The 25,992-nt window shown below is 71.6% G+C and carries 25 protein-coding genes; 11 read left to right on the top strand and 14 right to left on the bottom strand.

Annotation, left to right across the window (positions count from 1 at the left end; all coding sequences use genetic code 11):
- Positions 1–11 precede the first annotated feature (11 nt).
- From hisF to hisD, 8 genes are read right to left on the bottom strand one after another with little or no spacing between them, the layout of a single operon-like run.
- A complete protein-coding gene (hisF, locus tag DBP14_RS26720) occupies positions 12–767 on the bottom strand; it encodes an imidazole glycerol phosphate synthase subunit HisF (protein WP_129309658.1) in 756 nt (251 codons plus the stop codon).
- Complete coding sequence (locus tag DBP14_RS26715) at positions 764–1,159, bottom strand: RidA family protein (protein WP_129309657.1); 396 nt, start codon at positions 1,157–1,159, stop codon at positions 764–766. The genes hisF and DBP14_RS26715 overlap by 4 nt, the downstream gene beginning before the upstream one ends.
- Entirely contained in the window at positions 1,156–1,884 is a 729-nt protein-coding gene (gene priA / locus DBP14_RS26710) for a bifunctional 1-(5-phosphoribosyl)-5-((5-phosphoribosylamino)methylideneamino)imidazole-4-carboxamide isomerase/phosphoribosylanthranilate isomerase PriA (RefSeq protein ID WP_129309656.1), read from the bottom strand. The genes DBP14_RS26715 and priA overlap by 4 nt, the downstream gene beginning before the upstream one ends.
- Entirely contained in the window at positions 1,884–2,531 is a 648-nt protein-coding gene (hisH, locus tag DBP14_RS26705; RefSeq protein ID WP_129309655.1) for an imidazole glycerol phosphate synthase subunit HisH, read from the bottom strand. Before hisH ends, priA begins: the two co-directional genes overlap by 1 nt.
- Positions 2,522–2,686: a hypothetical protein gene (locus tag DBP14_RS36230; protein ID WP_164992414.1), complete on the bottom strand. Its 165-nt coding sequence runs from the start codon at positions 2,684–2,686 to the stop codon at positions 2,522–2,524. The genes hisH and DBP14_RS36230 overlap by 10 nt, the downstream gene beginning before the upstream one ends.
- 4 nt (positions 2,687–2,690) lie before the next feature.
- Complete coding sequence (gene hisB, locus DBP14_RS26700; RefSeq protein WP_129309654.1) at positions 2,691–3,284, bottom strand: imidazoleglycerol-phosphate dehydratase HisB; 594 nt, start codon at positions 3,282–3,284, stop codon at positions 2,691–2,693.
- Positions 3,281–4,393 carry a histidinol-phosphate transaminase gene (locus DBP14_RS26695; RefSeq protein ID WP_129309653.1) on the bottom strand — a complete coding sequence of 371 codons (1,113 nt, stop codon included), beginning with the start codon at positions 4,391–4,393 and terminating at the stop codon, positions 3,281–3,283. The genes hisB and DBP14_RS26695 overlap by 4 nt, the downstream gene beginning before the upstream one ends.
- On the bottom strand, positions 4,390–5,715 hold the full coding sequence (gene hisD, locus DBP14_RS26690; protein WP_129309652.1) for a histidinol dehydrogenase: 1,326 nt from the start codon (positions 5,713–5,715) through the stop codon (positions 4,390–4,392). Before hisD ends, DBP14_RS26695 begins: the two co-directional genes overlap by 4 nt.
- A gap of 219 nt (positions 5,716–5,934) precedes the next feature.
- Between hisD and DBP14_RS26685 the strand changes: the two genes are divergently transcribed.
- The 4 genes from DBP14_RS26685 to ybaK all read left to right on the top strand — a co-directional run bounded on the left by DBP14_RS26685 (position 5,935) and on the right by ybaK (position 10,127).
- Positions 5,935–7,524 (top strand): oxidoreductase, encoded by a 1,590-nt coding sequence (locus DBP14_RS26685; protein ID WP_129309651.1) that lies wholly within the window; start codon positions 5,935–5,937, stop codon positions 7,522–7,524.
- 272 nt (positions 7,525–7,796) lie between these two features.
- Positions 7,797–8,849 (top strand): hypothetical protein, encoded by a 1,053-nt coding sequence (locus DBP14_RS26680; protein WP_241741041.1) that lies wholly within the window; start codon positions 7,797–7,799, stop codon positions 8,847–8,849.
- A gap of 11 nt (positions 8,850–8,860) precedes the next feature.
- The gene (locus DBP14_RS26675) at positions 8,861–9,601 is read left to right on the top strand and encodes an LON peptidase substrate-binding domain-containing protein (protein ID WP_129309650.1); all 741 of its coding nucleotides are present in this window, start codon (positions 8,861–8,863) and stop codon (positions 9,599–9,601) included.
- A gap of 7 nt (positions 9,602–9,608) precedes the next feature.
- Positions 9,609–10,127: a Cys-tRNA(Pro) deacylase gene (gene ybaK / locus DBP14_RS26670; RefSeq protein ID WP_129309649.1), complete on the top strand. Its 519-nt coding sequence runs from the start codon at positions 9,609–9,611 to the stop codon at positions 10,125–10,127.
- Between the two features lie 84 nt (positions 10,128–10,211).
- Here the strand turns inward: ybaK and DBP14_RS26665 are convergent, their stop codons facing one another.
- From DBP14_RS26665 to DBP14_RS26650, 4 genes are all read right to left on the bottom strand, one after another.
- Positions 10,212–10,877, bottom strand: a complete 666-nt coding sequence (locus DBP14_RS26665; RefSeq protein ID WP_129309648.1) for an AAA family ATPase — start codon at positions 10,875–10,877, stop codon at positions 10,212–10,214.
- A gap of 34 nt (positions 10,878–10,911) precedes the next feature.
- A complete protein-coding gene (locus tag DBP14_RS26660; RefSeq protein WP_129309647.1) occupies positions 10,912–11,736 on the bottom strand; it encodes an ABC transporter permease in 825 nt (274 codons plus the stop codon).
- A 55-nt stretch (positions 11,737–11,791) separates the two neighbouring features.
- Positions 11,792–12,805 carry an ABC transporter ATP-binding protein gene (locus DBP14_RS26655; RefSeq protein WP_129309646.1) on the bottom strand — a complete coding sequence of 338 codons (1,014 nt, stop codon included), beginning with the start codon at positions 12,803–12,805 and terminating at the stop codon, positions 11,792–11,794.
- A 425-nt stretch (positions 12,806–13,230) separates the two neighbouring features.
- Positions 13,231–14,451, bottom strand: a complete 1,221-nt coding sequence (locus DBP14_RS26650) for an NYN domain-containing protein (protein ID WP_129309645.1) — start codon at positions 14,449–14,451, stop codon at positions 13,231–13,233.
- 225 nt (positions 14,452–14,676) lie between these two features.
- Between DBP14_RS26650 and DBP14_RS36225 the strand changes: the two genes are divergently transcribed.
- Entirely contained in the window at positions 14,677–14,850 is a 174-nt protein-coding gene (locus DBP14_RS36225; RefSeq protein WP_164992544.1) for a hypothetical protein, read from the top strand.
- Positions 14,851–14,970: 120 nt separating this feature from the next.
- Here the strand turns inward: DBP14_RS36225 and dnaE are convergent, their stop codons facing one another.
- Complete coding sequence (dnaE, locus tag DBP14_RS26645) at positions 14,971–18,507, bottom strand: DNA polymerase III subunit alpha (protein ID WP_129309644.1); 3,537 nt, start codon at positions 18,505–18,507, stop codon at positions 14,971–14,973.
- 270 nt (positions 18,508–18,777) lie between these two features.
- On the opposite strand from dnaE, the gene DBP14_RS26640 reads away from it, so the two are divergent.
- The 5 genes from DBP14_RS26640 (at position 18,778) to DBP14_RS26620 (ending at position 24,185) form a co-directional block, all read left to right on the top strand.
- Positions 18,778–20,103, top strand: coding sequence for a DUF2252 domain-containing protein (locus tag DBP14_RS26640; RefSeq protein ID WP_129309643.1), 1,326 nt, complete (start codon positions 18,778–18,780; stop codon positions 20,101–20,103).
- Between the two features lie 68 nt (positions 20,104–20,171).
- A complete protein-coding gene (locus DBP14_RS26635) occupies positions 20,172–20,864 on the top strand; it encodes a hypothetical protein (protein ID WP_129309642.1) in 693 nt (230 codons plus the stop codon).
- A 65-nt stretch (positions 20,865–20,929) separates the two neighbouring features.
- Positions 20,930–21,754, top strand: coding sequence for a thioredoxin domain-containing protein (locus DBP14_RS26630; protein ID WP_129309641.1), 825 nt, complete (start codon positions 20,930–20,932; stop codon positions 21,752–21,754).
- A 240-nt stretch (positions 21,755–21,994) separates the two neighbouring features.
- A complete protein-coding gene (locus tag DBP14_RS26625; RefSeq protein WP_129309640.1) occupies positions 21,995–22,339 on the top strand; it encodes a hypothetical protein in 345 nt (114 codons plus the stop codon).
- Positions 22,340–22,514: 175 nt separating this feature from the next.
- The gene (locus DBP14_RS26620; RefSeq protein ID WP_129309639.1) at positions 22,515–24,185 is read left to right on the top strand and encodes an alkaline phosphatase D family protein; all 1,671 of its coding nucleotides are present in this window, start codon (positions 22,515–22,517) and stop codon (positions 24,183–24,185) included.
- 11 nt (positions 24,186–24,196) lie between these two features.
- Here the strand turns inward: DBP14_RS26620 and DBP14_RS26615 are convergent, their stop codons facing one another.
- Entirely contained in the window at positions 24,197–24,766 is a 570-nt protein-coding gene (locus DBP14_RS26615) for a dienelactone hydrolase family protein (protein ID WP_129309638.1), read from the bottom strand.
- Positions 24,767–24,871: 105 nt separating this feature from the next.
- Between DBP14_RS26615 and DBP14_RS26610 the strand changes: the two genes are divergently transcribed.
- Positions 24,872–25,969: a mechanosensitive ion channel domain-containing protein gene (locus tag DBP14_RS26610; RefSeq protein WP_129309637.1), complete on the top strand. Its 1,098-nt coding sequence runs from the start codon at positions 24,872–24,874 to the stop codon at positions 25,967–25,969.
- The last annotated feature ends 23 nt before the right edge of the window (positions 25,970–25,992 follow it).

Genomic DNA, 25,992 nt, shown 5'->3' with positions numbered 1-25,992 from the left:
CGACCCCAGGACTACCGCACGGGATGCCCAGCGCCTCGCAAGGTTTCCTTGACCTCGCCGATGCGCAGGTCGCCGAAGTGGAAGACCGAGGCGGCGAGGACCGCGTCGGCGCCCGCGTCGATCGCCGGGGGGAAGTGGGCGAGGGTGCCGGCGCCGCCGGAGGCGATCACGGGGACCGTGACGTGTTTGCGGACGGCGGCGATCATCTCCAGGTCGTAGCCGTCCTTCGTGCCGTCGGCGTCCATGGAGTTCAGCAGGATCTCGCCCGCGCCCAGGTCGGCCGCCCGGTGCGCCCACTCGACGGCGTCGATGCCGGTGCCCTTGCGGCCGCCGTGGGTCGTGACCTCGAAGGAGCCGGACTCCGTGCGGCGGGCGTCGACCGACAGGACCAGGACCTGGCGGCCGAAGCGTTCGGCGATCTCGCGGATGAGGTCCGGGCGCGCGATGGCCGCCGTGTTGACGCCCACCTTGTCCGCGCCCGCCCGCAGCAGTTTGTCCACGTCGTCGGCGGTGCGGACGCCGCCGCCGACCGTGAGCGGGATGAACACCTGCTCGGCGGTGCGGCGGACCACGTCGTACGTCGTCTCGCGGTTGCCCGAGGACGCCGTGATGTCCAGGAACGTCAGCTCGTCGGCGCCCTCGGCGTCATACACCTTGGCCATCTCGACGGGGTCGCCCGCGTCGCGCAGGTTCTGGAAGTTGACGCCCTTGACGACCCGGCCGTTGTCGACGTCCAGGCAGGGGATGACCCGTACGGCCAGCGTCATGCCGCCCCTCCCCGGAACGCCTCCACCTCGACCTCGACGACCAGGCTGGGGTCGACGAAACCGGAGACGATGATCATGGACGCTGCGGGCCGGACGGCGTCGAACAGCTCCTTGTGGGCCCGGCCGACGTCGTCCACGTCCCGCGCGTGGGTGATGTACATGCGCGTGCGGACGACGTCCTTCCGGCCGAGGCCGAGCTGCTCCAGCGCCGCGAACGCGACACCGAAGGCGTTCACCGTCTGCTCGTACGGGCCGCCCCCGGCGATCTGCCCGTCCACGACGGACGTGCAGCCCGAGACCAGCACCAGGCCGTTCGGCAGCTCCACCGCACGGGAGTAGCCGAACTGCTCCTCCCAGGGACCGCCGCCCGGCACGCGTCGCAGATCGCTCACTTGGCTACCGCCTCCAGCGCCTCTTCCAGGGTGAACGCCTTCGCGTACAGCGCCTTCCCGACGATCGCGCCCTCGACACCCGCCGGGACGAGGCCGGAGATCGCGCGCAGGTCGTCGAGGGAGGAGACGCCTCCGGAGGCGACGACCGGACGGTCCGTGGCCGCGCAGACGTTCTTCAGCAGCTCCAGGTTGGGGCCCTGAAGGGTGCCGTCCTTGGCGATGTCGGTGACGACGTACCGGGCGCAGCCCTCGTTGTTCAGGCGCTCCAGCGTCTCGTAGAGGTCGCCGCCGTCGCGGGTCCAGCCGCGGCCGCGGAGCGTGGTGCCGCGGACGTCGAGGCCGACGGCGATCTTGTCGCCGTGCTCGGCGATGACCTTGGCGACCCACTCGGGGGTCTCCAGCGCGGCGGTGCCGAGGTTGACGCGGGTGCAGCCGGTGGCGAGCGCGGCGGCCAGGGAGGCGTCGTCGCGGATGCCCCCGGACAGCTCCACCTTGATGTCCATGGCCTTCGCGACCTCGGCGATCAGCTCACGGTTGTCTCCGGTGCCGAACGCGGCGTCCAGGTCGACCAGGTGCAGCCACTCGGCGCCGGAGCGCTGCCAGGCGAGGGCGGCCTCCAGCGGGGAGCCGTAGGACGTCTCGGTCCCGGACTCGCCGTGCACCAGGCGGACGGCCTGGCCGTCGCGGACGTCGACGGCGGGGAGGAGTTCGAGCTTCGAAGCCATCAGAGGGTTCCGATCCAGTTGTTCAGCAGCTGCGCTCCGGCGTCGCCGGACTTCTCGGGGTGGAACTGGGTGGCCCACAGGGCGCCGTTCTCCACGGCGGCCACGAACGGCTTGCCGTGCGTGGACCAGGTGACCTTGGGCGCCGCCATCGCCGCGTGGTGTGTTTCCAGGGTCCAGTCGTGGACGGCGTAGGAGTGCACGAAGTAGTAGCGGGCGTCGGCGTCCAGGCCGGCGAACAGCCGGGAGTCGGCCGGGGCGTCGACGGTGTTCCAGCCCATGTGCGGGACGACGTCGGCCTGGAGCGGCTCCACCGTGCCGGGCCACTCGTCCAGGCCCTCGGCCTCCACGCCGTGCTCGATGCCGCGCGAGAAGAGGATCTGCATGCCTACGCAGATGCCCATGACCGGGCGGCCACCCGACAGCCGGCGGTCGACGATCCAGTCGCCGCGGGCCGCGCGCAGGCCCTTCATACAGGCGGCGAACGCGCCGACGCCCGGCACCAGCAGGCCGTCGGCGTTCATCGCCGTGTCGAAGTCGCGGGTGATCTCGACGTCGGCGCCCTCGCGCGCGAGGGCGCGCTCGGCGGAGCGGACGTTGCCGAAGCCGTAGTCGAAGACGACCACCCGCTTGGGGCTGCTCAACTCCACACCTCCAGCCGCATGACGCCCGCGACCAGGCACATGGCCGCGCCGATCGACAGCAGCACGATGAGGCTGGTGGGCATCTTCTGCTTGACGAAGGAGACGATCCCGCCGACGAGGAAGAGGCCGACGACGATCAGGAGGGTCGAGAGACCGTTCATGGGTTTACAGCGCGCCCTTCGTCGACGGGAGGATGCCGGCCGCGCGCGGGTCGCGCTCGCTGGCGTAGCGCAGCGCCCGCGCGAGCGCCTTGAACTGGCACTCCACGATGTGGTGCGCGTTGCGTCCGTAGGGTACGTGCACGTGCAGCGCGACCTGGGCCTGGGCGACGAAGGACTCCAGGATGTGCCGTGTCATCGTCGTGTCGTACTCGCCGATCATCGGCGCCATCTTCTCGGGCTCGGTGTGCACGAGGTACGGGCGGCCGGACAGGTCGACGGTGACCTGGGCGAGGGACTCGTCCAGCGGGACCGTGCAGTTGCCGAAGCGGTAGATGCCCACCTTGTCGCCGAGGGCCTGCTTGAAGGCGGCGCCGAGCGCGAGGGCGGTGTCCTCGATGGTGTGGTGGGAGTCGATGTGCAGGTCGCCGTCGGTCTTCACGGTGAGGTCGAACAGACCGTGCCGGCCGAGCTGGTCGAGCATGTGGTCGTAGAAGCCGACGCCGGTGGCGATGTCGGTCTTCCCGGTGCCGTCGAGGTTGATCTCGACGACGACCGAGGTCTCCTTGGTGGTGCGCTCCACGCGTCCAACGCGGTTCATGCGTACAACTCCTTCATCAGCTCACGGACCGCGTCCAGGAACGCGTCGTTCTCCTCCGGGGTGCCGGCGGACACCCGCAGCCACCCGGGTACGCCGTTGTCCCGGACCAGCACGCCGTGGTCGAGGATCTTCTGCCACGCCCGGTGGGCGTCCTCGAACCGGCCGAACTGGACGAAGTTGGCGTCCGACTCGGTGACGTCGTAGCCGATGGCGCGCAGCTCGGTGACCAGCCGGTCGCGCTCCGCCTTCAGCTGCTCGACGTAGCCGAGCAGCGTGTCGGTGTGCTCCAGGGCGGCCAGGGCGGTCGCCTGGGTGACGGCGGACAGGTGGTACGGCAGCCGGACGAGCTGGACGGCGTCCACGACGGCGGGGTGGGCGGCCATGTACCCGAGGCGCAGGCCGGCCGCGCCGAAGGCCTTCGACATGGTGCGGGAGACGACCAGACGCGGCCGGCCCTCCAGCAGCGGCAGCAGCGAGTCGCCGTGGCTGAACTCGATGTAGGCCTCGTCGAGGATCACCATGGACGGCTTCGCGGCCTGCGCGGCCTCGTACAGCGCGAGGACCGTGGCGGGCGGGACCGCGTTGCCCGTGGGGTTGTTGGGGGTGGTGAGGAAGAGGACGTCCGGGCGGTGCTCGGCGATCGCCCGTTCGGCGGCGGCGAGGTCGATCGTGAAGTCCTCGCCGCGGGGCCCGGAGATCCAGCCGGTGCCGGTACCGCGCGCGATGAGCGCGTGCATCGAGTACGACGGCTCGAAGCCGAGCGCGGTGCGGCCGGGTCCGCCGAAGGTCTGCAGCAGTTGCTGGATGACCTCGTTGGAGCCGTTGGCGGCCCACACGTTCTCGGCGCCGAGCGGGTGGCCGCCGGTCTTCGTCAGGTACCTGGCCAGTTCGGTGCGCAGCTCGACCGCGTCCCGGTCGGGGTAGCGGTTCAGGTTCCGGGCGGCCTCGCGGACCCGCTCCGTGATCCGCTCGACGAGCGCCTCGGGCAGCGGGTAGGGGTTCTCGTTCGTGTTCAGCCGGACGGGCACGTCCAACTGGGGTGCGCCGTAGGGGGACTTGCCGCGCAGCTCGTCCCGTACGGGGAGATCGTCGATGCTCACGTCGTTCACTTGCTCGCCGGTACCTTCCACCCGAACCGTGCCTTGATCGCCGCGCCGTGCGCGGGCAGGTCCTCCGCCTCCGCCAGCGTGACCACGTGGTGCGCGACCTCGGCCAGCGCGTCCTCGGTGTAGTCGACGATGTGGATGCCGCGCAGGAAGGACTGCACCGACAGGCCCGAGGAGTGGCAGGCGCAGCCGCCGGTGGGCAGGACGTGGTTGGACCCGGCCGCGTAGTCGCCCAGCGAGACGGGGGCCCAGGGGCCGACGAAGATCGCGCCGGCGTTGCGGACGCGGTCGGCCACGGCGGCGGCGTCGGCGGTCTGGATCTCCAGGTGCTCGGCGCCATACGCGTCGACGACCTTCAGGCCCTCCTCGATGCCGTCGACCAGCACGATCGCGGACTGCCGGCCGGCCAGGGCGGGCCGGATGCGGTCCTCGACGTGCTTGGTGGCCGCGACCTGCGGTTCGAGCTCCCGCTCCACGGCCTCGGCCAGGGCGAGGGAGTCGGTGACCAGCACGGCCGCGGCCAGCGGGTCGTGCTCGGCCTGGCTGATCAGGTCGGAGGCCACGTGCACCGGGTCCGCGGTGGAGTCGGCGAGGACCGCGATCTCGGTCGGACCGGCCTCCGCGTCGATGCCGATCTTCCCGGTGAAGTAGCGCTTGGCGGCGGCCACCCAGATGTTGCCGGGGCCGGTGACCATGGTGGCCGGGGGGCAGGACTCGGTGCCGTGCGCGAACATCGCGACGGCGGTGGCGCCGCCGGCCGCGTAGACCTCGTCGACGCCGAGCAGGGCGCACGCGGCGAGGATCGTGGGGTGCGGCAGCCCACCGAAATCGGCCTGCGCGGGTGAGGCGAGCGCGACGGACGGGACGCCCGCCTCCTGCGCCGGCACCGCGTTCATGATCACGGAGGAGGGGTAGACCGAGCGGCCGCCCGGCGCGTACAGCCCGACGCGGTCGACCGGCACCCACTTCTCGGTGACCGAGCCGCCCGGCACGACCTGCGTGGTGTGTGTGGCGCGGCGCTGCGCGCGGTGGACCATGCGGGCGCGCCGGATGGACTCCTCCAGGGCCGCGCGCACGGCCGGGTCGAGCTGCTCCAGGGCGTCCTTGAGGGCCTGCTCGGGGACCCGGACGGATTCCAGCCGGACTCCGTCGAACTTCTCCGCGAAGTCGATCAGCGCCGCGTCGCCACGATGATGCACGGCCTCGCAGATCGGGCGCACCTTCTCCAGGGCGGCCGCGACGTCGAAGTCGGCTCGGGGCAGCAGGTCGCGCAGGGCGGGGCCCTCGGGGAGGGCGTCGCCGCGCAGATCGATTCGGGAGATCACGTGCTCAATTCTCTCAGACCGGGGTCGCGACCCGTCCGCACGTATCAATGGCTGATACAGAGCGTGGACGGAACGCGGCCCAATGCCTGGTACAGAGCCTGGCCAAAACCCGGGAGTCCCCGTTCACCTCTTGTGTTCCGGCCGTCACTCACCGGGCATCACGGCTGTACGACCGTCGAGGGACGGCGTCGGACATCGAGGGAAGCGAGGGAAGCAGCGGTGACCGAGGGAACCGGCCTGCGCGTCGGGGACCTGCCCGACGGCCTGCCGGACGACCTGACCGCGGTCGAGGCGGGCATGTGGCAGGCCTTCCGCAGTGGCAGCGTGTACGACCTGAGCAGCGGGGACGCGGAGGTGGACGACCCGCACGGCGGGCAGCCCTGGGGCCCCGAGCGCTCCGTGCGGGCGCGCGTGGTGTGCTGGCTGCTGCTGGACGGCCCGCCGGCGCTCGCGGGCCGGGTGTCCTCGCTGAAGCTCGTGGGCGTGCGGATCACCGGCTCGCTGGAGCTGGCGGGCGGCACGGTCACGCCGTACGTCGAGATGCGCGGCTGCCGCTTCGACCAGCAGGTTCTGCTGCCCGAGGCCCGGTTCACCACCGTGCGCCTGGTGGACTGCTCGGTGCCCCGCCTGGAGGCCGCCCGGGTGCACACCGAGGGCGACCTGCATCTGCCGCGCTGCCGCTTCCGCAACGGGGTACGGCTCACCGACGCGCACATCGGCACCGATCTGCTGCTCAACCAGGCGGTCGTGCACCGGGACCGCAGCGGCCGGTCCATAGCGGCGGACGGCATGACCGTCGGCCAGGACCTGCAGGCCGAGCTGCTGGAGTCGCACGGCGAGTTCAGTCTGCGCAGCGCCAAGGTCGGTGTCTCGCTGAGCCTGCGGGGGGCGAAACTGGCCAACCCCTACGCCCGTCTCGCGCTGAACGCGCCGCAGCTGACCGTCGGGCGCACCCTGTACCTGACCCCGGCCGGCGTCGGCAGCCCCCGGCTGAGCGGGACGACCCCGGCACGCGGGACGCGCGTCCAGCGGTTCGAGTGCCGGGGCGGGGTGCGGCTGGACGACGGGCGGTTCGGCGACGCCGTGGACCTGGAGCGGGCCCGGTTCGTCCTCACCGACGACCAGGACCTGTCGCTGCGCCGGGTGCAGACGCCCGAGCTGCGCTTCCTCGGGGACCGGCCGCAGCGCGGCAAGGTGCTGCTGTCCGGGGCGCGGATCGTCACCCTGGTGGACCGCGCGAGCAGCTGGCCGGGCCCCGGCAATCTGCACATGGGCGGCTTCACGTACGAGGCGCTGGTGCCGCGCGGGCCGTTCCCGCTGAACCGGCGCCTGGACTGGGTGGCCGCGGCGACCGCCGAGTACAACCCGGAGCCGTACGAGCGGCTGGCGGCCGTGCTGCGCGCCGCCGGGGAGGACGAGGACGCGCGCGAGGTGCTGCTCGCCAGGCAGCGCCGGCGGCGCGAGACGCTGCCGCTGGCCGGCAAGTTCTGGGGCTACCTCCAGGACTGGACGGTGGCGTACGGCTACCGGCCGGGCCGGGCGGCGGTGTGGATGGCGGTGCTGTGGGCGGCGGGCACGCTCGCCTTCGCGCACGCCGACCATCCGCCGATCAACTCCGGGGGGCATCCGGCCTGGAGCCCGGCGCTGTTCGCGCTGGACCTGCTGCTCCCGGTGATCGACCTGGGCCAGGCGGGGCAGTGGCAGCTGCGGGGGGCTTGGCAGTGGCTGGCTGCGGTGATGGTGCTGTTGGGGTGGATTCTGGCGACGACGGTTGCGGCGGGCGCGACTCGGTTGTTGCGGCGGGGGTGAGTGTCGGGTCCGCGTTGTGGGTGGGCGCGGGTAGCTGCGCTGCTTGTGCCGGTTCGGTTGTGTGTTGGGTGCGGGCCGTCCGTGGCTGGTCGCGCCCACGCGGCGGAGCCGCATATCGATACAGCCCCGCGCCCCTTAGGGGGCGCCCCCTGGAGGGACCTGGAATAGCGCCCCTCGCCGCACTCACCCTTTACCTCTCTTTGACCTTTGCCTGTACAACTTTCTACGAGTTTTCCGGAGGCTCTGGCGTCGGTGTGAGCTGCGGACTTTCAATGGTCGACACCATGGCTCTGCTGCCCGCGTTCCTCCGTTCCTCGCGGTCCGTACGGCGTGCCTCGCGGCTCGCCGGCCGGACCTCGGCCGAGGACGAGCCCGTGCTGGACGGGGCCGACGACCGCCTCTCCCCCGCGCTGGTCGCCGCCGGCCGGGGTGAGTACGGGCCGGCCGCCGCGCTGCTCGCCACCACCCGGAGTGCCCGGGAGTGGGAGGACCGGGACCGGTACGCGCGGCGCCTCGCCGCGTTCGCCCGGTCGCGGCCGGAGTGGTTCGAGGAGTGGGGTGCGGCCGATCCGGGGGACCCCGGGCTGCGGCTGGTCGCGGCGCAGCTCGCCGTGGACCGGGCCTGGCCCTCGCCGGCCCGCGCGGAACTGCTGCGCGAGGTGAGCCCGCTGATCACGGCCGCCGCCCGCGCCGAGGACCGGGACCCGGTGCCGTGGCGGATCGCCCTGGACCACGCGCGGGGCTCGCGGGCGGGGCACGGCTACTTCGGGGAGCTGTGGGAGGCGGCGGTACGCCGTTCCCCGCACCACTACGGCTGCCACGTCGCCGCCCTGCGCTACCTCGCCGCCTCCTGGCGGGGCTCGCATCGTGAGTGCTTCGACTTCGCCGACCGGGCCGCGCAGGACGCCCCGGCGGACTCGCTGGTGCAGGCGCTGCCGGTGCGGGCCGCGTTCGGCTACCTGACCGTCGGGGGCGGCACCGAGGTGCCGCGCGCCCGGCTGGACGCGGCGACCGACCGCGCGGCCGCCCTGTCCGCGCGGCTGCCGGCCGCCGACCCCCGCGCGGCCGAGACGCGCAACCTCCTCGCCTGCGTCCTCGTCCGGCTCGGCAGGCGCCGCGAGGCCCTCGTCCAACTGCGCCTGACGGGCCCGTACGCCACGTCCTTCCCGTGGGAGCGGGAGTCCGACGACCCGCTCGGCCACTTCCTGCGGCTGCGCGAGGAACTGGCCGCGGCGGACCGGGAGGAGGCGGCGCAGGGCGGCGGGGGGCCGGTGCCCGTGCCCGCGGCGGGCCCGCGGGGCTCCGTAGCGGCCGATGACCATTAGGCTGGGGCGCCGTGACCACCGTCCGTCTGCCCCTCTTCCCGCTGAACTCGGCGCTGTTCCCGGGACTCGTCCTTCCTCTGAACGTCTTCGAGGAGCGCTATCGCGCCATGATGCGCGAACTCCTGAAGGCCCCCGAGGACGAGCCGCGCCGGTTCGTCGTCGTGGCGATCCGCGACGGCCACGAGGTGGCGCCGAGTGAGCCGGGCATGCCCGATCCGACTGCGCAGCCCGACCGCGGCGCGGCCGCGGGTTTCGGCCCCGACCCGCTCAAGAGCCTCCACTCGGTGGGCTGTGTGGCGGACGCGGCGACCGTGCGGGAGCGGCCCGACGGCACGTTCGAGGTGCTGGCGACCGGCACGACCCGGGTACGGCTGCTCTCCGTGGACGCCTCGGGCCCGTTCCTGACGGCGGAGCTGGAGGAGCTGACGGAGGAGCCCGGCGACGAGGCCGGCGCGCTCGCCGAGGGCGTCCTGCGGGCGTTCCGGCAGTACCAGAAGCGGCTGGCGGGCGCCCGCGAGCGCTCGCTGTCCACGGGGGCGGACCTGCCGGACGACCCGAGCGTGGTGTCGTACCTGGTGGCCGCCGCGATGGTGCTGGACACGCCGACGAAGCAGCGGCTGCTGCAGGCCCCGGACACGGCGTCCCGGCTGCGGGACGAGCTGAGACTGCTGCGCGCGGAGACGGCCATCATCCGTAGCCTGCCCTCGCTGCCCGCGTTCGAGCTGACGCGGGCGCCGACGAGTCTGAACTGAGGGATCGATGGCCAAGAAGGCGAAGAAGCAGCAGGCGGGCGGCACTCCGGCCACGGTGGCGCTGACGGCGGCGGGCGCGGACTTCACCGTCCACTCCTACGACCACGATCCCGCCCACCCCTCCTACGGCGAGGAGGCGGCCGAGGCGATGGGTGTCTCCCCCGACCGCGTGTTCAAGACCCTCGTGGCCGACGTCGACGGCAGTCTGACGGTGGCCGTGGTCCCGGTCTCCGGCTCCCTCGACCTCAAGGCCCTGGCGGCGGCGGTCGGCGGCAAACGCGCCACGATGGCCGACCCCGCCCTCGCCGAACGCACCACCGGCTACGTCCGCGGCGGCATCTCCCCCCTCGGCCAGCGCAAGAAGCTCCCCACGGTCCTGGACGACTCGGCCCGTTCCCACGAAACGATCCGCGTCTCGGCCGGCCGCAGGGGCATGGAGGTGGAGCTGGCCCCCGCAACCCTGGCAGCACTGACCGGCGCGACGATGGCACCGGTGGGCCGCACCTCCAGCCCGTCCGGCGTTTGAGGACGAGGCCGGAGGCCGATAGCGGGGGTCCGGGGGCGGAGCCCCCGGAGGACGGGACGGGTACGGGCGGCGGGGGCGGGAAACCTACGCGGGCGGCACCCCGTACCCACCCTCACCCGGAGCCCCCGGCTCAGGGTCCCGCGGCCCGAACAGCGCCGTCAGCCCCAGATGCACCACCCCCGCGGCCAGCGGCCACGCCAGCAACGCCCCCTTCGCCCCCAGCTTCAGCGGCGTCGAGAAGGCGACCCCCGCCCCCACCGCCTTCGCGTGGGCGATCACATCGGTGTCGGGCCCCATCCACACGCCCAGCCGCCACGCCAGCACCGAACCGAGCAGGCCGCCCAGCCCCAGCGCCGCCACCAGCGGCACCCCGCCGCGCCGTCGCAGCAGGAACACCGCGACCGCGCTGACGACTCCGAACGCCAGTGCCAGCAGAGTGAACGTTCCGTCCACGCCGATGGCCTGCTCGCCCTCGGTGTCCTCGGGGTTCTTGAAATACACCACCCAGCTGTCGCCGGAATGCTGCCCGACCAGGGGAACGTGCGGCGCCAGCCACCACCACAGCACCCCGAGCAGCACACCGCCCAGCGCCACCGCCACCGCGATCACGGCGGCCTCCCGCACTTCGGTCTTCATCCCGGGGCCGTCCTGTTCGTACATGCCTCCGACCGTCCCGGCGGGCGGCGCCTGCCAGGTCTGGGAGGAGGACTGCTCGTGCGGCGGTGGAGGCGGAGTCAGCGGTGCGGTCACCCTGACATCGTGCCAGGCCGCTCGGCGCGCCGCGTCACCGGACGGCGGCCCGGCGGTACGCCCAGGTCGCCACCGCCAGCGAGACCACTCCGACACCCGCGCACACCCCCAGATCGACGAGGGCCACGGCCCAGTCGGGGTGTGCCCCGAATGTCCGGGCGTAGGCCTCCACGCCGTAGGTGGAGGGCAGCAGGTCCCGCGCCAGCCGTACGGCCTCGGGCATCCGGTCCGCCGGCAGGACGCCGAGCAGCAGCGCCGCCGACATGCCCAGCTGACCGAGCAGCGTGGCCAGCTCGGGCCGGGGCGCGAGCAGCCCGCAGGCGGCGCCGAGGCCCGACAGGGCGGCCCCCGCGAGGGGGATCACCGCGAGCAGCACCCACAGGTTGGACAGCGGCAGCCCGAACAGCACGCAGCCGAAGACGGCGGTCACCAGGGTCCCCGGCACGGTGAAGGACGCGTACGCCCCGGCCGCGCCGAGCACGACCGCCGCGGGCGGCACGGGCAGGGTGGCGTAGTGGTCGAGGCCGCCGCTGGCCCGCAGCTGCCCGAAGTACTGCGACAGCAGGTTGAGCGCCACGTAGGCGACGACGAGCACGGACGAGCCGGCCACCACGGACTGCGCCTCGCTCGTGCTGTCCACGACGCCCCGCATCATCACGGCGATGCCGACGGACTGGAAGGTCGCCACGAACAGCAACGGGATCCTGGCGACCCGGGCCCGGGACAGCTGGGCCCGGTAGACGGCCACCAGCGACGGCCACAGCCGGGCGCGCGGGCCCAGCTCGGCCACGGCACCCGGTGCCGTGCCGGGCACGGTCCGGGCACCGTCCGGCAGAACCTCCGCGGATACGACACTCACGACGAGCTGCTCCTCTTCCCCACGGCCACCCGTACGCATTCCGCGGCTCCCGCGCTCATGTCCTCACCAGACCCTGCCGGGCCGCGCCGCCGAGCGCCAGGTAGACGTCCTCCAGGCTGGGCGTGGCGAGCGTGAAGTCGTCCAGCGCGGCGAAGGCGGCGCCGCCGGTCACGGTCGCGACGGCGGCGCGGGCCTCCTCGGGGGCGAGCCGCAGCGTCCAGCGCCGGCCGGACTCCACGGCACGCTCCCGCAGGACGGCCACCTCGGGCACGTCCAGCGGCGCCCGGTCCCGCCACACCAGCTCGACACGCACCTCGCCGGCCACCCGCTCCTTGAGCCCGGCGGGGCTGTCGCAGGCGATGACCCGGCCCTGGTCGAGCACGGCGACCCGGTCGAGCACGGTCTCGGCCTCGATGACGTTGTGGGTGACGAGCAGCACGGTCGTGCCGCGTTCGGCCCGCCGCCGGTCCACGGCCGCCCAGACCGCGCGCCGGGCCACCGGGTCCATGCCGGTGGTCGGCTCGTCCAGCACGAGCAGCGGGCGCTCGCCGACGAGGGCGGCGGCGAAGCAGGCGAGGCGCCGCTGGCCGCCGGACAGCTTCTTCAGGGCCCGGCCGGCGATCGGGGTGAGGCCGAGTTCGTCGAGGACGGCGTCCCGCTCGGCCCGCGCCCGGGTCGCGTCCAGGCCGCGCAGGCGACCGGTGGTCTCGGCGGCGAGGGAGACGGTCAGCTCGTCCAGGGCGGAGGACTCCTGCCCCAGGTAGGCGAGGAGCCGGGCGGCCCGCTCGGGGTGCCGCACGATGTCGTGCCCGAGGATCTCCACGCTGCCGGTGTCGGGCCGCAGCAGGCCCGTGAGCTGCCGCACGAGGGTGGACTTGCCGGCGCCGTTCGGCCCGAGCAGCCCGAAGATCTCGCCGCGGCGCACATCCAGTGCCACCTCGTCGGTGGCCCGCACCTCGGGTGTCCCCGCCGCGCCGCGCCGCCCCTTCACGGCCGGGTACGTCTTGCCGAGCCCGCGCACACGTACGACCTCGTCACCACGAAGTGCCTGTCCCGCGCGCGTACTCACAAACCACGAGGGTACGGGGTCCACCCCCTTTACTCGCCTTTGGGGCCGCTTCCCACGCCCCCGGGGCGAGTGCACCCGCGCAGTGGCCGGGCGACGGCGCTCAGCCACCGCACCGCACGGAACGCGAGGGGTGGAGCGATCACTCGCCCTCACACAGCGCGACCGCTCGGCCGCCGGACGGGCCGCCCCCGCCTCCGGACGGGCGCACGCCCACGCGGTCCTGTGCGACAGCGCTCAGCCGCTGTGGGCGGCGCGACGGGTGGCGCGATCGCTCACCCCCTCACGCGCCGCGACCGCTCGGCCGCCTGCCGGGCCCGCTCCGCCCCGAACGCGCCCGCGGCGGAGCGCGGCCGCCGGCCCGCGACCCGGCGGTGCCGGTCTCACCCCGGCTCTCACCCCGGCCGGGCCACCCGGTCGCGGGCGGCTCAGTCCGGCGTGCCCGCGGGTTCGGCTGTGGCCGGGACGTCGAACTCGCGCCAGAAGCCGGCCCGGATGGCGTACCGGTCGTGCTCGTCGATCTGGTCGTCCTTGTGGGCGAGGAGGCCGAACCGGGCGGCGTAGCGCAGCAGCTCGCCGTCGACGCGGTGCGGGATGCGCGGGTACATCGTGGACAGCCGCTGCACATGGCTCTGGTCGCCCAGCCGGGACATCCAGCGGCGGGCGAAGACCTGCCCCACCTCGAAGGGGTCGCCGCCGACGGTGGTGATGTCCTCCTCCCGGTCGGCCCAGCGCTGCTCCGCGGTGGTCAGCTGGGCCAGCGTCGGCATGGAGGCGATCTCGGGCGGTTCGGAAACCGTGCCGGGCCGGTCTACCCAGCCCTTGTCGGAGGACCAGCGCAGGGTCGCGGTCGCCGGGTGCTGCACGGCCTGCGCGCCGGGCGCGCGCAGGGCGGCGAGGTCCTTGGGCGTGGGGACGCCCTTGGCGGCGGGCACCTGCTCCCGCGCGCCGTTCTCCGTCGCCGCGGCGGCCGGCGGGCGGGCGGTCTCGGGGGCGGGCCGTTCGCCGGCCGCGGAGAGCCCGGACTCGGGCAGCGGCGCGGAGAGGATCGCGGCGATCTCGGGCCGGGTCGCGGGCTGTGGCGCGCACACGCCGGTCAGTTCCCGGGCGCGCACGGCCTGGGTGATCCAGGCCCGGTCCAGCACGCGGCGTTCGTCGGCCTCGGCGACGAGGTCCTCGGACTGGTTGTAGTCGCCGTCGGCGGCCTGTACGGCCCACAGGTGGACGGCGACGCCGTGCTCCTTGGCGGCCATCATGCCGGGCAGCAGATCGCCGTCGCCGGTGACGAGGACGACGTCGGAGCAGGCGCGGTTGCGGGCCAGCTCGGTCAGCTCGGCGTGCATGGCGGCGTCCACGCCCTTCTGCGCCCAGCGTCCGTCGCTGCGGGTGAGGGCGCCGAGCCGGACGGTGACCCGGGGCATCACGCGCAGCCGGCGGTGCTCCGGCTGGGGGACGCGGTCGGGCGCGCCGTCGAACCAGTAGATGCGCAGCAGGGGGCGCCCGGTCTCGGACTCCGCGCGTTCGCGCAGGGCCTGGATCAGCGCGGTGTGGTCGACGGTGATCCGGGACCGGGAGGGCTCGCCGGCGAGAAGGCTGGCGGCGGCCCCCAGCAGATATCCGGCGTCCACCAGGACGATGCAGCGGTCCACGCGACTCACCCTCTTCCCGGGAGGCTTTGCTTCGGACTTCCTTCGAGTCTGCCCGACCGCGCGGGGGTTAACGGCCCGAACTCGATCTTCGGCGTGGCGTTTGCGGATCTCGCGCACCCACCTTCCCTGTCACACACGGTAATTATCCGACATGCGCCCGATGTCGGCGTATGTGAATCTGAATCCGGCCCTGGCCCCTAGATCCCCCTCAGGAGGCAGATCACCATGGCCAAGAACAAGAACCGCAAGCAGCCCGCCCAGAAGAACCGCGGCCCGCAGAACATGCCCGCCCGCGAGCAGTCGCAGACGACGGACATGCACGAGGCGCCGGTGTCCCACATCCCCGGTGACCCCGGCGACTCGGGCCGTAAACAGCCGAAGCGCTACGGCCACAACTAAAGGGCCGGTTCAGGCCCAGGCACGCAGAAGGGGCGCACCCGTCGAGGGTGCGCCCCTTCTCGCCCGTGCGGCTCGGCCGGTTCCCCGCCGTGCGGTTCAGCTGGTTCCCGCCTGTGCGGTTCAGCCGGCCAGGCAGGACGGGCCGAGCAGCACCTTCAGGTCGCCGAAGAGGGCCGGGTCGGGCTTGACCCGGTGCCGGTCCAGGCGCAGCACGGTGGTCTTGCGCGGACCCTGGAGCTTGATGCGGACCTCGCTGTCGCCCTTGTGGTGGCTGAGGATCTCGCCGAGCCTGCTGACCATCGGCGGGGTGACCCTCGTCGCGGGGATGGTGAGGACCACGGGCGCGTTGGTGCCGGCGTTGGACAGGTCGGGGACCATCAGCTCCATGGCGACGAGCCGGGGCACGTCCTCGCGCTTGTCGAGGCGGCCCTTGACGAACACGACGGCGTCCTCGACGAGTTGGGTCGAGATGAGCTGGTACGTCGCCGGGAAGAACATGCACTCGATGGAGCCGGCGAGGTCCTCGACCGTGGCGATCGCCCAGGCGTTGCCCTGCTTGGTCATCTTGCGCTGGAGGCCGGAGATGATGCCGCCGATGGTGACGACCGCGCCGTCGGCGTGCTCGCCGCCGGTGAGCTGGGAGATGCCGGCGTCGGCCTTGTCGGACAGCACGTGTTCGAGGCCGAAGAGCGGGTGGTCGGAGACGTACAGCCCGAGCATCTCCCGCTCCTGGGCGAGCAGGTAGGTCTTGTCCCACTCCTCGGTGGTGAACTCCACGTCGAGTCCGAAGCCGGGCTCGCTGCTGTCCTCGTCGCCGCCGCCGAAGAGGTCGAACTGCCCCTCGGCCTCCTTGCGCTTGACCGCGACCACGTTGTCGATCATCGGTTCGTACTGTGCGGTGAGCCCCTTGCGGGTGTGGCCCATCGTGTCGAAGGCACCGGCCTTGATCAGCGACTCGGTGGTGCGCTTGTTGCAGGCGACCGCCTCGACCTTGTCGAGGTAGTCGGGGAAGGAGACGTACTTCCCCTTGGCCTTGCGGCTCCTGATGATGGACTCGACGACGTTCGTGCCGACGTTGCGCACGGCTTCGAGGCCGAACAGGATGACGTCGTCGCCCTGGGCGGCGAAGTTGTGCACCGACTCGTTGACGTTCGGCGGGAGCACCTTGATGCCCATGCGGCGGCACTCGTTGAGGTAGATCGCCGACTTGTCCTTGTCGTCCTTGACGGAGGTCAGCAGCGCGGCCATGTACTCGGCGGGGTAGTTGGCCTTCAGGTAGGCGGTCCAGTAGGACACCAGGCCGTAGGCGGCGGAGTGGGCTTTGTTGAACGCGTAGCCGGCGAACGGGACCAGCACGTCCCACAGGGCCTGGATGGCCTCGTCGGTGTAGCCGTTCTTCTGCGCGCCGGCCTGGAAGATGGTGAAGTTCTTCGCCAGTTCGTCGGGCTTCTTCTTGCCCATCACGCGGCGCAGGATGTCGGCCTCGCCGAGCGAGTAGCCGGCGATGATCTGGGCGGCCTTCTGCACCTGCTCCTGGTAGACGATCAGGCCGTAGGTGACGTCCAGGACCTCCTTGAGGGGCTCTTCGAGCTCCTTGTGGATGGGGGTGATCTCCTGGAGCTTGTTCTTGCGCAGCGCGTAGTTGGTGTGCGAGTCCATGCCCATCGGGCCGGGACGGTAGAGCGCGGAGACGGCGGAGATGTCCTCGAAGTTGTCGGGCTTCATCAGCCGCAGCAGCGAGCGCATGGGGCCGCCGTCGAACTGGAAGACGCCGAGGGTGTCGCCGCGCTGGAGCAGTTCGAACGTCGTCGGGTCGTCGAGCGGCAGCGACAGCAGGTCGATGTCGGTGCCCTTGTTGGACTTCACCATCTTGACGGCGTCGTCCATGATCGTCAGGTTGCGCAGGCCGAGGAAGTCCATCTTCAGCAGGCCGAGCGACTCGCAGCTCGGGTAGTCCCACTGCGTGATGGTGACGCCGTCGGTGTGCCGGACCCAGACGGGCACGTGCTCGGTGATGGTCTCGCTGGACATGATCACGCCGGCCGCGTGCACGCCCATCTGCCGCACCAGGCCCTCGACGCCCTTGGCGGTGTCGATGACCTTCTTCACGTCGGGCTCGTTCTCGTACATCGAGCGGATCTCGCCCGCCTCGTTGTACCGGGGGTGCGAGGAGTCGGTGATGCCGTTGAGGTCGATGCCCTTGCCGAGGACGTCGGCGGGCATCGCCTTGGTGAGGCGGTCGCCCATGGCGTACGGGTAGCCCAGCACGCGCGCGGAGTCCTTGATGGCGTTCTTGGCCTTGATCTTGCCGTAGGTGCCGATCATGGCGACCTTGTCGGCGCCGTACTTCTCCGTGACGTACCGGATGACCTCGACGCGCCTGCGCTCGTCGAAGTCGATGTCGACGTCGGGCATGGAGACGCGCTCGGGGTTGAGGAACCGCTCGAAGATCAGGCCGTGCGGGATCGGGTCGAGGTCGGTGATGCCCATGGCGTAGGCGACGATCGAGCCGGCCGCGGAGCCTCGGCCGGGGCCGACGGCGATGCCGTTGTTCTTGGCCCACATGATGAAGTCGGCGACCACGAGGAAGTACCCCGGGAACCCCATCTGGATGATGATGTCCATCTCGTACTCGACCTGCTTCTGGCGGTCGTCGGGGACGCCGCCGGGGAAGCGCCGCTCCATGCCGCGGCGGACCTCCTCCTTGAACCAGGTGACCTCGGTGTAGCCCTCGGGGATGTCGAACTTGGGCATGAGGTCGCGCTTGAGGAACATGCCCTCGGTGTCGACCATCTCGGCGACCAGGAGGGTGTTGGCGCAGCCCTCCTGCCAGGCGTCCGAGGAGTCGATGGCGTACATCTCGTCGGTGGACTTCAGGTAGTAGCCGGTGCCGTCGAACTTGAAGCGGTCGGGGTCGGAGAGGTTCTTGCCGGTCTGGATGCACAGCAGGGCGTCGTGCGCGCCGGCCTCGTGCGCGTAGGTGTAGTGCGAGTCGTTGGTGACCAGCGGGGGGATGCCGAGCTTCTTGCCGATCTCCAGCAGGCCGTCGCGGACCCGGTGCTCGATGTCGATGCCGTGGTCCATCAGCTCCAGGAAGTAGCGGTCCTTGCCGAAGATGTCCTGGTAGTCGGCGGCGGCCTTGAGGGCCTCGTCGAAGTGGCCGAGGCGCAGCCGGGTCTGCACCTCGCCGGAGGGGCAGCCGGTGGAGGCGACGATGCCCTCGGACCACTGGGAGATGGTCTCCTTGTCCATCCGGGGCCACTTCTGCAGCCAGCCCTCGGCGTACGCGTCGGAGGAGAGGCGGAAGAGGTTGTGCAGGCCGGTGCTGTTCACCGCCCACATCGTCTTGTGGGTGTAACCGCCGGAGCCGGAGACGTCGTCGCGCTTCTGGTGCGGCTGGCCCCACTGGATCTTGCGCTTGTTGCGCCGGGACTCGGGGGCGACATACGCCTCGATCCCGATGATCGGGGTGATTCCGGCCTTCTTCGCGGAATGGAAGAAGTCGTACGCCCCGTGGAGGTTGCCGTGGTCGGACATGGCGATGTGCGTCATGCCCATCTCGTTGCACGCGTTGAACATGTCCTTCAGCCGCGCGGCGCCGTCCAGCAGCGAGTACTGGGTGTGGACGTGCAGGTGCGTGAACGGCGGCTTGGACACGGTTTCGGCCTCCAACGGAAACTCTGGGCGACGGGCGGATGACATGCTGACGGTCGGCTGACGACGGGCTGGCGGACGCTCTGGGGGTCAGCGTCGAAGTCTATGCCCGGCCACTGACACTCGTGGGGCATCCCGACGTACCGTCGTGCGGGAACCGGGCACTCCCGCGTGGCGTCGCCCGTTGAAGACGGCGGAAGAGCCGTCGGAACCGTGTCCGGCCCGTATCCGAAGTTCACGCACCACCCGTTCCGTACCAGGAGGCACCCAGCGATGTCGGTCCCCCAGCTCAGCGACGAGCAGCGCGGCGAGGAGATCCTCGCCGTCTTCGACACCGCCTTCGGCCGGCTCCTGGCCGCCGACCCGGCCGCGTTCCGGGTGAAGTTCCGGAAGATGGCGGCCTCGGCCTTCGCGTTCTACCGGGGCACGGCGTGCCTCTTCTACCACGATCTCGACGCGGAGAAGCGCGGCGGCCCGTACCTGGACGACCGCACCTCGCGCGTGTGGATCCACGGCGACCTGCACGCCGAGAACTTCGGCACGTACATGGACTCCAACGGCCGCCTGGTCTTCAACGTCAACGACTTCGACGAGGCCTACGTCGGCCCGTTCACCTGGGACGTCAAGCGGTTCTCGGCGTCGATCGCGCTCATCGGGTACGCGAAGGCGCTCAGCGACGAGCAGATCACCGAGCTGGTGACGATCTACGCGGCGGCCTACCGGGAGCGGATCCACGCGCTGGCCACGGGCGCCAAGAGCGACGAGGTGCCGCCGTTCACGCTGGACACCGCGCAGGGGCCGCTGCTGGACGCGCTGCGCGACGCCCGCTCGCTGACCCGGTTCGGGCTGCTGGACTCGATGACGGAGATCCGCGACTTCGAGCGCCGCTTCGCGCCGGGCGGCGGCTCCATCGAGCTGGACGCGGCCACCCGCTACAAGGTCCTGGCCGCCTTCGACGGCTATCTGGAGACGCTGCCGGAGACCTCCCTGGCCCACCCCGACTCCTACCGGGTCAAGGACGTCGTCGGCCGCCGCGGGATCGGCATCGGTTCGGCCGGGCTGCCGTCGTACAACATCCTGCTGGAGGGGCACAGCGACGCCCTGGAGAACGACGTCGTGATCTACATCAAGCAGGCGCAGCACCCGGCGGTCTCCCGCCACATCACCGACCCGGCGATCCGCGGCTACTTCCAGCACGAGGGCCACCGCACGGTGATCTCCCAGCGCGCCCTCCAGGCGCACGCCGACCCGTGGCTGGGCTGGACCGAGCTGGACGGCACGGGACAGCTGGTCGCCGAGGTCTCGCCGTACGCGGTGGACCTGGACTGGGGCGACATCGACGACCCGGAGGAGATCGCGGCCGTCGTCGCCGACCTCGGCCGGGCCACGGCCACCATGCACGCGGCGGCGGACGACACCTCCGGCGAGTCCCTGGTGCCGTTCTCCACCGAGCGGGCCATCGACGCGGCCCTCGCGGCCGACGAGGAGGGCTTCGCACCCCTCCTGGTGGACTTCGCGCACAGCTACGGCGCACGCGCGCGCGCCGATCACCAGGTCTTCGTCGACCTGTTCCGCAACGGCCGGATTCCGGGCCTGTAACCTTCCCGGACTCACAGCCACCCTTTAGGGCTCCCTTAACGGCCGGCGTGCCACACTGTCCTCTCGCTATGGACATATCCGGGACCCAGCTCAGAGCCGTGCGCGCGGCGCTGTTCACGGCCGTCGTCGTGACGCTCAGCACCGCGTCGCACGTGCTGCTGTCCCAGGCCCCCCTGCCGTTCGGCACGGTGGCCGCGGTCGCCGCCGGCGTGTTCGCCACGGCGTACCTGCTGGCCGGCCGGGAGCGCGGCTTCGCCCGGATCGCCGCCCTGCTGATCCCGCTGGAGCTGACGGCGGACACGGTGTTCACCACCGGGCAGCAGGCCTGCTACGGCAGGGCGGGCGGCCCGGTCGCGGGCCCGCTGCACGCGGTCGGCTTCGACGTGCTCTGCGAGGGCGGCGCCGTCGGCACCCCGCTGGCGCAGGTGACCGGCGGTGCGACCCGCGCCGACGCGCTGCTCGCCCACGCGAGCCCCGCCGCGGCCTGGCTGCTGCTCGCCGTGCACGTCGGGGTCGGCCTGCTGGCCGCCGCCTGGCTGCGCCGGGGCGAGCGGGCCCTGACCCAGCTGCTGCGCGCGCTCGCGGCGACGGCTCTGAGGGCGGTCCGCCCCCTGCTCCCGGCATCCGCCGCCGACTCGGAACGAGTGTCCGCGCCGCGCCGGCTGCCGCGCCCGGCCCCGAGAACGGCCGCCGCCCGCGACCTGCTCCTCGCCCACTCCCTGGGACGGCGTGGACCGCCGTGCTCCCCGGCCTCCGCCTGAGCACGACCAGTCCCCCTTCGTATTCCGCGTACCACGTGTGCGCGTCCCCCATGGAGATCACCAAGATGAGCAAGCGGAACAGCCAGGCCTCGAAGAACGCGGCCCGGGAGCGGCTGCGCCAGGAGCGCGAGCGCCAGGCCAAGCGCGACAAGGCCAAGCGGCAGGGCATCGTCGCCGCCTCGATCGTCGTCGTCCTGGCCGCGGCAGGCGGCATCGGCTACGCCGTCGTCCAGGCCAACAAGCCCAGCGGCTGGGATGCGGTGAAAAAGGAGAAGCTGGTCAAGCCGGCCAACAGCACGGGGACGGACGGTACGACCGTCGTCATCGGAAAGAGCACCGCCAAGAAGACCCTCGTGATGTACGAGGACCCGCGCTGCCCGGTCTGCGCCCAGTTCGAGCAGACGGTCGGCTCGACGGTCAAGAAGGATCTCGATGCCGGCAAGTTCAAGATTCAGTACGTCGGCGCCACGTTCATCGACAACAACATCCCGGGCGAGGGCTCCAAGAACGCGCTGAGCGCACTGGGCGCGGCCCTGAACGTCAGCCCCGAGGCCTTCCTCGACTACAAGAGCGCTCTCTACTCGACGAAGTACCACCCGGATGAGCAGGACGACAAGTTCAAGAGCGACGACTACCTGATCAAGGTGGCGAACACAGTGAGCGCCCTCAAGAACAACACGGCGTTCCAGAATGCCGTGAAGAAGGGGACCTACGACAAGTGGGCCCTGGTGATGAGCGACAAGTTCAACACGGACGGAAAGAAGTACGGTTTCCAGGGGACCCCGACGCTGCTCATGGACGGCAAGGTCCTCACCGGCAGCGACGGCAAGAATCCCCCCATGTCGGTCGCCGACTTCAATACCGCGATTCAGAAGGCTCTGAACTCCTAGTTCCGCGGCCCACGGAAACGGGGAGTGTCCCGGGCCGACTTCAGGCCCGGGACGCTCCCCGTTTCCGCTCATGAGTCCCGTGGGCCCCGTCCTGCCAACACACGTCCGCCTTGAGGTTGAAATCGCGCTCCGCCACGAACATTTCGGCCAGATTTTTTCCGGAAACCCCGTGGTGGGCTCCGCCGGTTGCCGGTTTGATCAAGATTCGCAAGACGATCTTGACCAGAACGAGGGGTACACATGGGAGTCCACAAGAAGCTGGCGTCGGTACTGGGAGCGACGGCGCTGGCCGTGAGCGGCATCGCGGTGAACGTGGCGACCGCGGGCACGGCGGCTGCCGCATCCTGCGATCACGTGTCGGCGAGCAACATATCCAACGGGGTTGTCGTGGTCGTGGGCGGCGCGACGGCGTACAAGGAGCCCGGGTCGGCGTGCACGGCCGTGATGAGCATGGCGCCGGGCCACAACCTGAACGCCTGGTGCTACACCATCAACCAGTACGGCAACCAGTGGACCCGCGTGAACGAGGGATGGATCTACAACGGACACCTGGCCCTCAAGTCGGGCACGGTGAAGCACTGCTGACCCGGTACGACCCCGGGCCGGATCGCGGTGGACCAGCCCTGCGCGCGGCAAGAGCGATGCCCTGATCAAGGCCGCCGACACCGTCCCCCGCTGAAGACCGGCCTCCACGTGAAGGGCGGGCGAACTTTCGGAGTTCGCCCGCCCTTTCGCATACCGATCAGTAACCTGATCGGTCGTGACCAGTCGATACAGAGCTTCCGACTTCGCCGACAGCGTCAACTCGCTGTCCCCACGCCGCCGTACGGTCGTCAAGGCCGCGGCGGCGACCGCTGTGCTGGCCGCGCCCCTCGCCACCGCGCTGCCGGCCCGCGCCGCCACCGACGCCCCCGCCTTCCTGCACGGTGTCGCCTCCGGCGACCCGCTGCCCGACGGCGTCCTGCTGTGGACCCGGGTGACCCCCACCCCCGAGGCGACGCCCGGCTCCGGGGCCGGGCCGGACACCGAGGTGAGCTGGGTCGTCGCCGCCGACAAGGCGTTCAGCACGATCGTCGCCAAGGGCTCCACGACGACGACGGCCGCCTCCGACCACACCGTGAAGGCCGACATCCGCGGCCTGCGCCCCGCCACCGACTACTGGTTCCGCTTCTCGGCCGGCGGCACAGACTCCCCCGTCGCGCGCACCCGTACCGCGCCGGCGGCGGACGCGGCCGTCACCGGCCTGCGCTTCGGCGTGGTCTCCTGCGCCAACTGGGAGGCGGGCTACTTCGCGCCGTACCGCCACCTCGCCGCCCGCGGCGACCTCGACGCCTGGCTGCACCTCGGCGACTACATCTACGAGTACAAGTCCGGTGAGTACGCGGCACGGGGCACCGTCGTCCGCGAGCACGCGCCCACCCACGAGATCATCACGCTCGCCGACTACCGGATCCGGCACGCGAAGTACAAGACCGACCCCGACCTCCAGGCGCTGCACGCGAAGGCGCCGGTCATCGCGATATGGGACGACCACGAGTTCGCCGACAACGCCTGGTCGGGCGGCGCGGTGAACCACACCGAGGGCGCCGAGGGCACCTGGAAGGACCGTCAGGCCGCCGCGAAGCAGGCCTACTTCGAGTGGATGCCGGTCCGCCCGGCCATAGCCGGCACCACCTACCGCCGGCTGCGGTTCGGCAAGCTCGCCGACCTGTCCCTGCTGGACCTGCGCTCCTTCCGCTCCCAGCAGGCCGCCACGGGCAACGGCTCGGTCGACGACCCGGACCGTACGATCACCGGCCGGGCCCAGCTCGACTGGCTGAAGGCGGGCCTGGCGGCGTCCGACACCAAATGGCGGCTGGTCGGCAACCCCGTGATGATCTCCCCGTTCGTCGTGGGCTCCCTGACCGCGGACCTCCTCAAGCCGCTGGCCAAGCTGCTCGGGCTGCCGCAGGAGGGCATCGCCCTCGACACCGACGCGTGGGACGGCTACACGGACGACCGCCGCGAACTGCTGGCCCACCTGCGCTCCCACGCCATCGGCAACACCGTCTTCCTGACCGGTGACATCCACATGGCGTGGGCCAACGACGTGCCCGTCGACGCGGGCACCTACCCGCTGTCGGCGTCGGCGGCCACCGAGTTCGTCGTCACCTCGATGACCTCCGACAACCTCGACGACATCGTGAAGGTCCCCGAGGGCTTCGTCTCCGCGATCGCCGCACCGGTCATCCGCGCCGCCAACCGGCACGTCCACTGGGTCGACACCGACCGGCACGGCTACGGCGTCCTGGACATCACCGCCGACCGCGCCCAGATGGACTACTACGTCCTGTCCGACCGCACGGACAAGAACGCGACCGCCTCCTGGCAACGCTCCTACCGCACCCGCACCGGCACCCAGAAGGTCGAGCGGACGTACGACCCGGTGTGATCTTCCGCCCGCTACAGCGAGTCGAGGAAGCCGAGGGCCACCCGCCAGGTGGAGTCGGCGGCCTCCGTGTCGTAGTCGGGGAGGCCGGGGTCGGTGTAGAGGTGGCCGGCCCCGGCGTAGCGGTACACCTCGACGTCGGCCCCGGTGCGGCCCATCTGCAGGTACCAGGCGCTCAGCCAGTCGTCCGTCTCGAACGGGTCCGGCTCCGCCACGTGCAGCTGCACCGGCAGCTCGTCCGCCTCGGCGTTCGGCGCGATGTCCGACGTGCCGTGCAGGAGAAGAAGGCCCCGGGCCTTCTCGTCGCCGAGCGCCAGCGTCTGCGCGATGGAGGCGCCGAGCGAGAAGCCCGCGTACACCAGCCCCCGCTCCGAGTACGGCGCCGCCGCGAGCACGGCGCGCTTGAGCAGCTCGTCCTTGCCGACGGCGTCCTTGAACTCCATGCCGTCCTCGACCGTGTCGAACGTGCGCCCCTCGAAGAGGTCCGGGGTCCACACCTCGTGGCCCGCCGCGCGCAACCGGTCCGCCGCCTCGCGCACGGCGGGCCTGAGCCCATAGGCCGAGTGGAAAAGCATGATGTTCATGCGCCCATGGTGCCAGCCGGGTGTGACACGGCCCGCGCCGCCGTACCCAGGAACGGGTGGAAGTCACATGTTCATGGCCGCCGGACGGCGGTTAGGAGCCCAGGCATGGAGAACGTACTCCGCCCGCTGATCGTGTTCGGCACCGCGCTCGTGCTCACCCTGGTCATCGGCTGGGCCACGGACCGGCTGCTGCGCAAGGCCGACGAACGGAACCACGACACCCCGCTGTGGGGGCTGCTGCGCCGCGGCCGCATCCCCTACCAGCTCGTGCTGTGCACCGCCCTGCTCAGAGGCTCCTACGACCAGGCGCAGCTGCTGGAGCGCCACCAGGTCGCCCTGGGCCGGACGCTCACGCTGGTGCTGATCGGGTCCGCCGCCTGGATGGCGATCAGGATCGCGTCGGCCGTCGTCGAGACGACGTACAGCCGGTACGCGCGCGCCCACCGCGATCCCGCGCGGGTGCGCCGGGTGCGCACGCAGGTGGAGCTGATCATGCGGGTGGTGTCGGCGATCGTCATCGTCGTGGCCGCCGCCTCGATGCTGCTGACGTTCCCCGAGATGCGCGCCGCCGGTGCCTCGCTGCTGGCCTCCGCCGGACTGCTCGGCATCGTCGCCGGGGTCGCCGCCCAGTCGACGCTGTCGAACCTGTTCGCGGGGCTGCAGATCGCCTTCGGCGACATGGTGCGCATCGGCGACACGGTCGTCGTGGACGGCGAGTGGGGCACCGTCGAGGAGATCACCCTGACCTTCCTGACCGTCCGCACCTGGGACGAACGCCGGATCACCATGCCGGTGTCGTACTTCACCTCCAAGCCCTTCGAGAACTGGTCCCGGGGCACCCCGCAGATGACCGGCATCGTCTACTGGCACCTCGACCACCGCGCCCCCGTCGAGGCGATGCGCGAGCGGCTCCGCGACATCCTGCGCGCGTGCCCGGCCTGGGACGGCCGCGCCTACAACCTGGTGGTGACGGACACCACCCCGAACACCATTCAGGTACGGGCGCTGGTGACGGCCAAGGACGCCGACGACATCTGGACGGCCCGGGTCGCGGTCCGCGAACAGATGATCACCTGGCTGACCGAGCACCACCCCTACGCCCTGCCCCGAGTCAACACGGCCCAGGCGGCCACCGCGGCCACCGCGGCCACGAACCAGGTACCCCTCCAGAAACGCTACGCCGACCACCAGGCGGGCAATTGACCGCGCGGAGACGGGTGGTGCGC

Source organism: Streptomyces sp. L2 (assembly GCF_004124325.1).
GTDB lineage: Bacteria > Actinomycetota > Actinomycetes > Streptomycetales > Streptomycetaceae > Streptomyces.
Note: the sequence above shows the minus strand (reverse complement) of the source record. Positions and strands in the feature narration are given on the sequence as shown.

Excerpts from the sequence above, each read along its gene's own strand:
- DBP14_RS26640 (WP_129309643.1), top strand. The coding sequence starts at position 18,778 with ATGTCGGTCCCCCAGCTCAGCGACGAGCAGCGCGGCGAGGAGATCCTC.
- priA (WP_129309656.1), bottom strand. The coding sequence starts at position 1,884 with ATGGCTTCGAAGCTCGAACTCCTCCCCGCCGTCGACGTCCGCGACGGC.
- DBP14_RS26630 (WP_129309641.1), top strand. The coding sequence starts at position 20,930 with ATGAGCAAGCGGAACAGCCAGGCCTCGAAGAACGCGGCCCGGGAGCGG.
- DBP14_RS26635 (WP_129309642.1), top strand. The coding sequence starts at position 20,172 with ATGGACATATCCGGGACCCAGCTCAGAGCCGTGCGCGCGGCGCTGTTC.
- hisB (WP_129309654.1), bottom strand. The coding sequence starts at position 3,284 with ATGAACCGCGTTGGACGCGTGGAGCGCACCACCAAGGAGACCTCGGTC.
- DBP14_RS36225 (WP_164992544.1), top strand. The coding sequence starts at position 14,677 with ATGGCCAAGAACAAGAACCGCAAGCAGCCCGCCCAGAAGAACCGCGGC.
- DBP14_RS26615 (WP_129309638.1), bottom strand. The coding sequence starts at position 24,766 with ATGAACATCATGCTTTTCCACTCGGCCTATGGGCTCAGGCCCGCCGTG.
- DBP14_RS26610 (WP_129309637.1), top strand. The coding sequence starts at position 24,872 with ATGGAGAACGTACTCCGCCCGCTGATCGTGTTCGGCACCGCGCTCGTG.
- DBP14_RS36230 (WP_164992414.1), bottom strand. The coding sequence starts at position 2,686 with ATGAACGGTCTCTCGACCCTCCTGATCGTCGTCGGCCTCTTCCTCGTC.
- ybaK (WP_129309649.1), top strand. The coding sequence starts at position 9,609 with ATGGCCAAGAAGGCGAAGAAGCAGCAGGCGGGCGGCACTCCGGCCACG.
- hisF (WP_129309658.1), bottom strand. The coding sequence starts at position 767 with ATGACGCTGGCCGTACGGGTCATCCCCTGCCTGGACGTCGACAACGGC.
- DBP14_RS26680 (WP_241741041.1), top strand. The coding sequence starts at position 7,797 with ATGGTCGACACCATGGCTCTGCTGCCCGCGTTCCTCCGTTCCTCGCGG.
- DBP14_RS26625 (WP_129309640.1), top strand. The coding sequence starts at position 21,995 with ATGGGAGTCCACAAGAAGCTGGCGTCGGTACTGGGAGCGACGGCGCTG.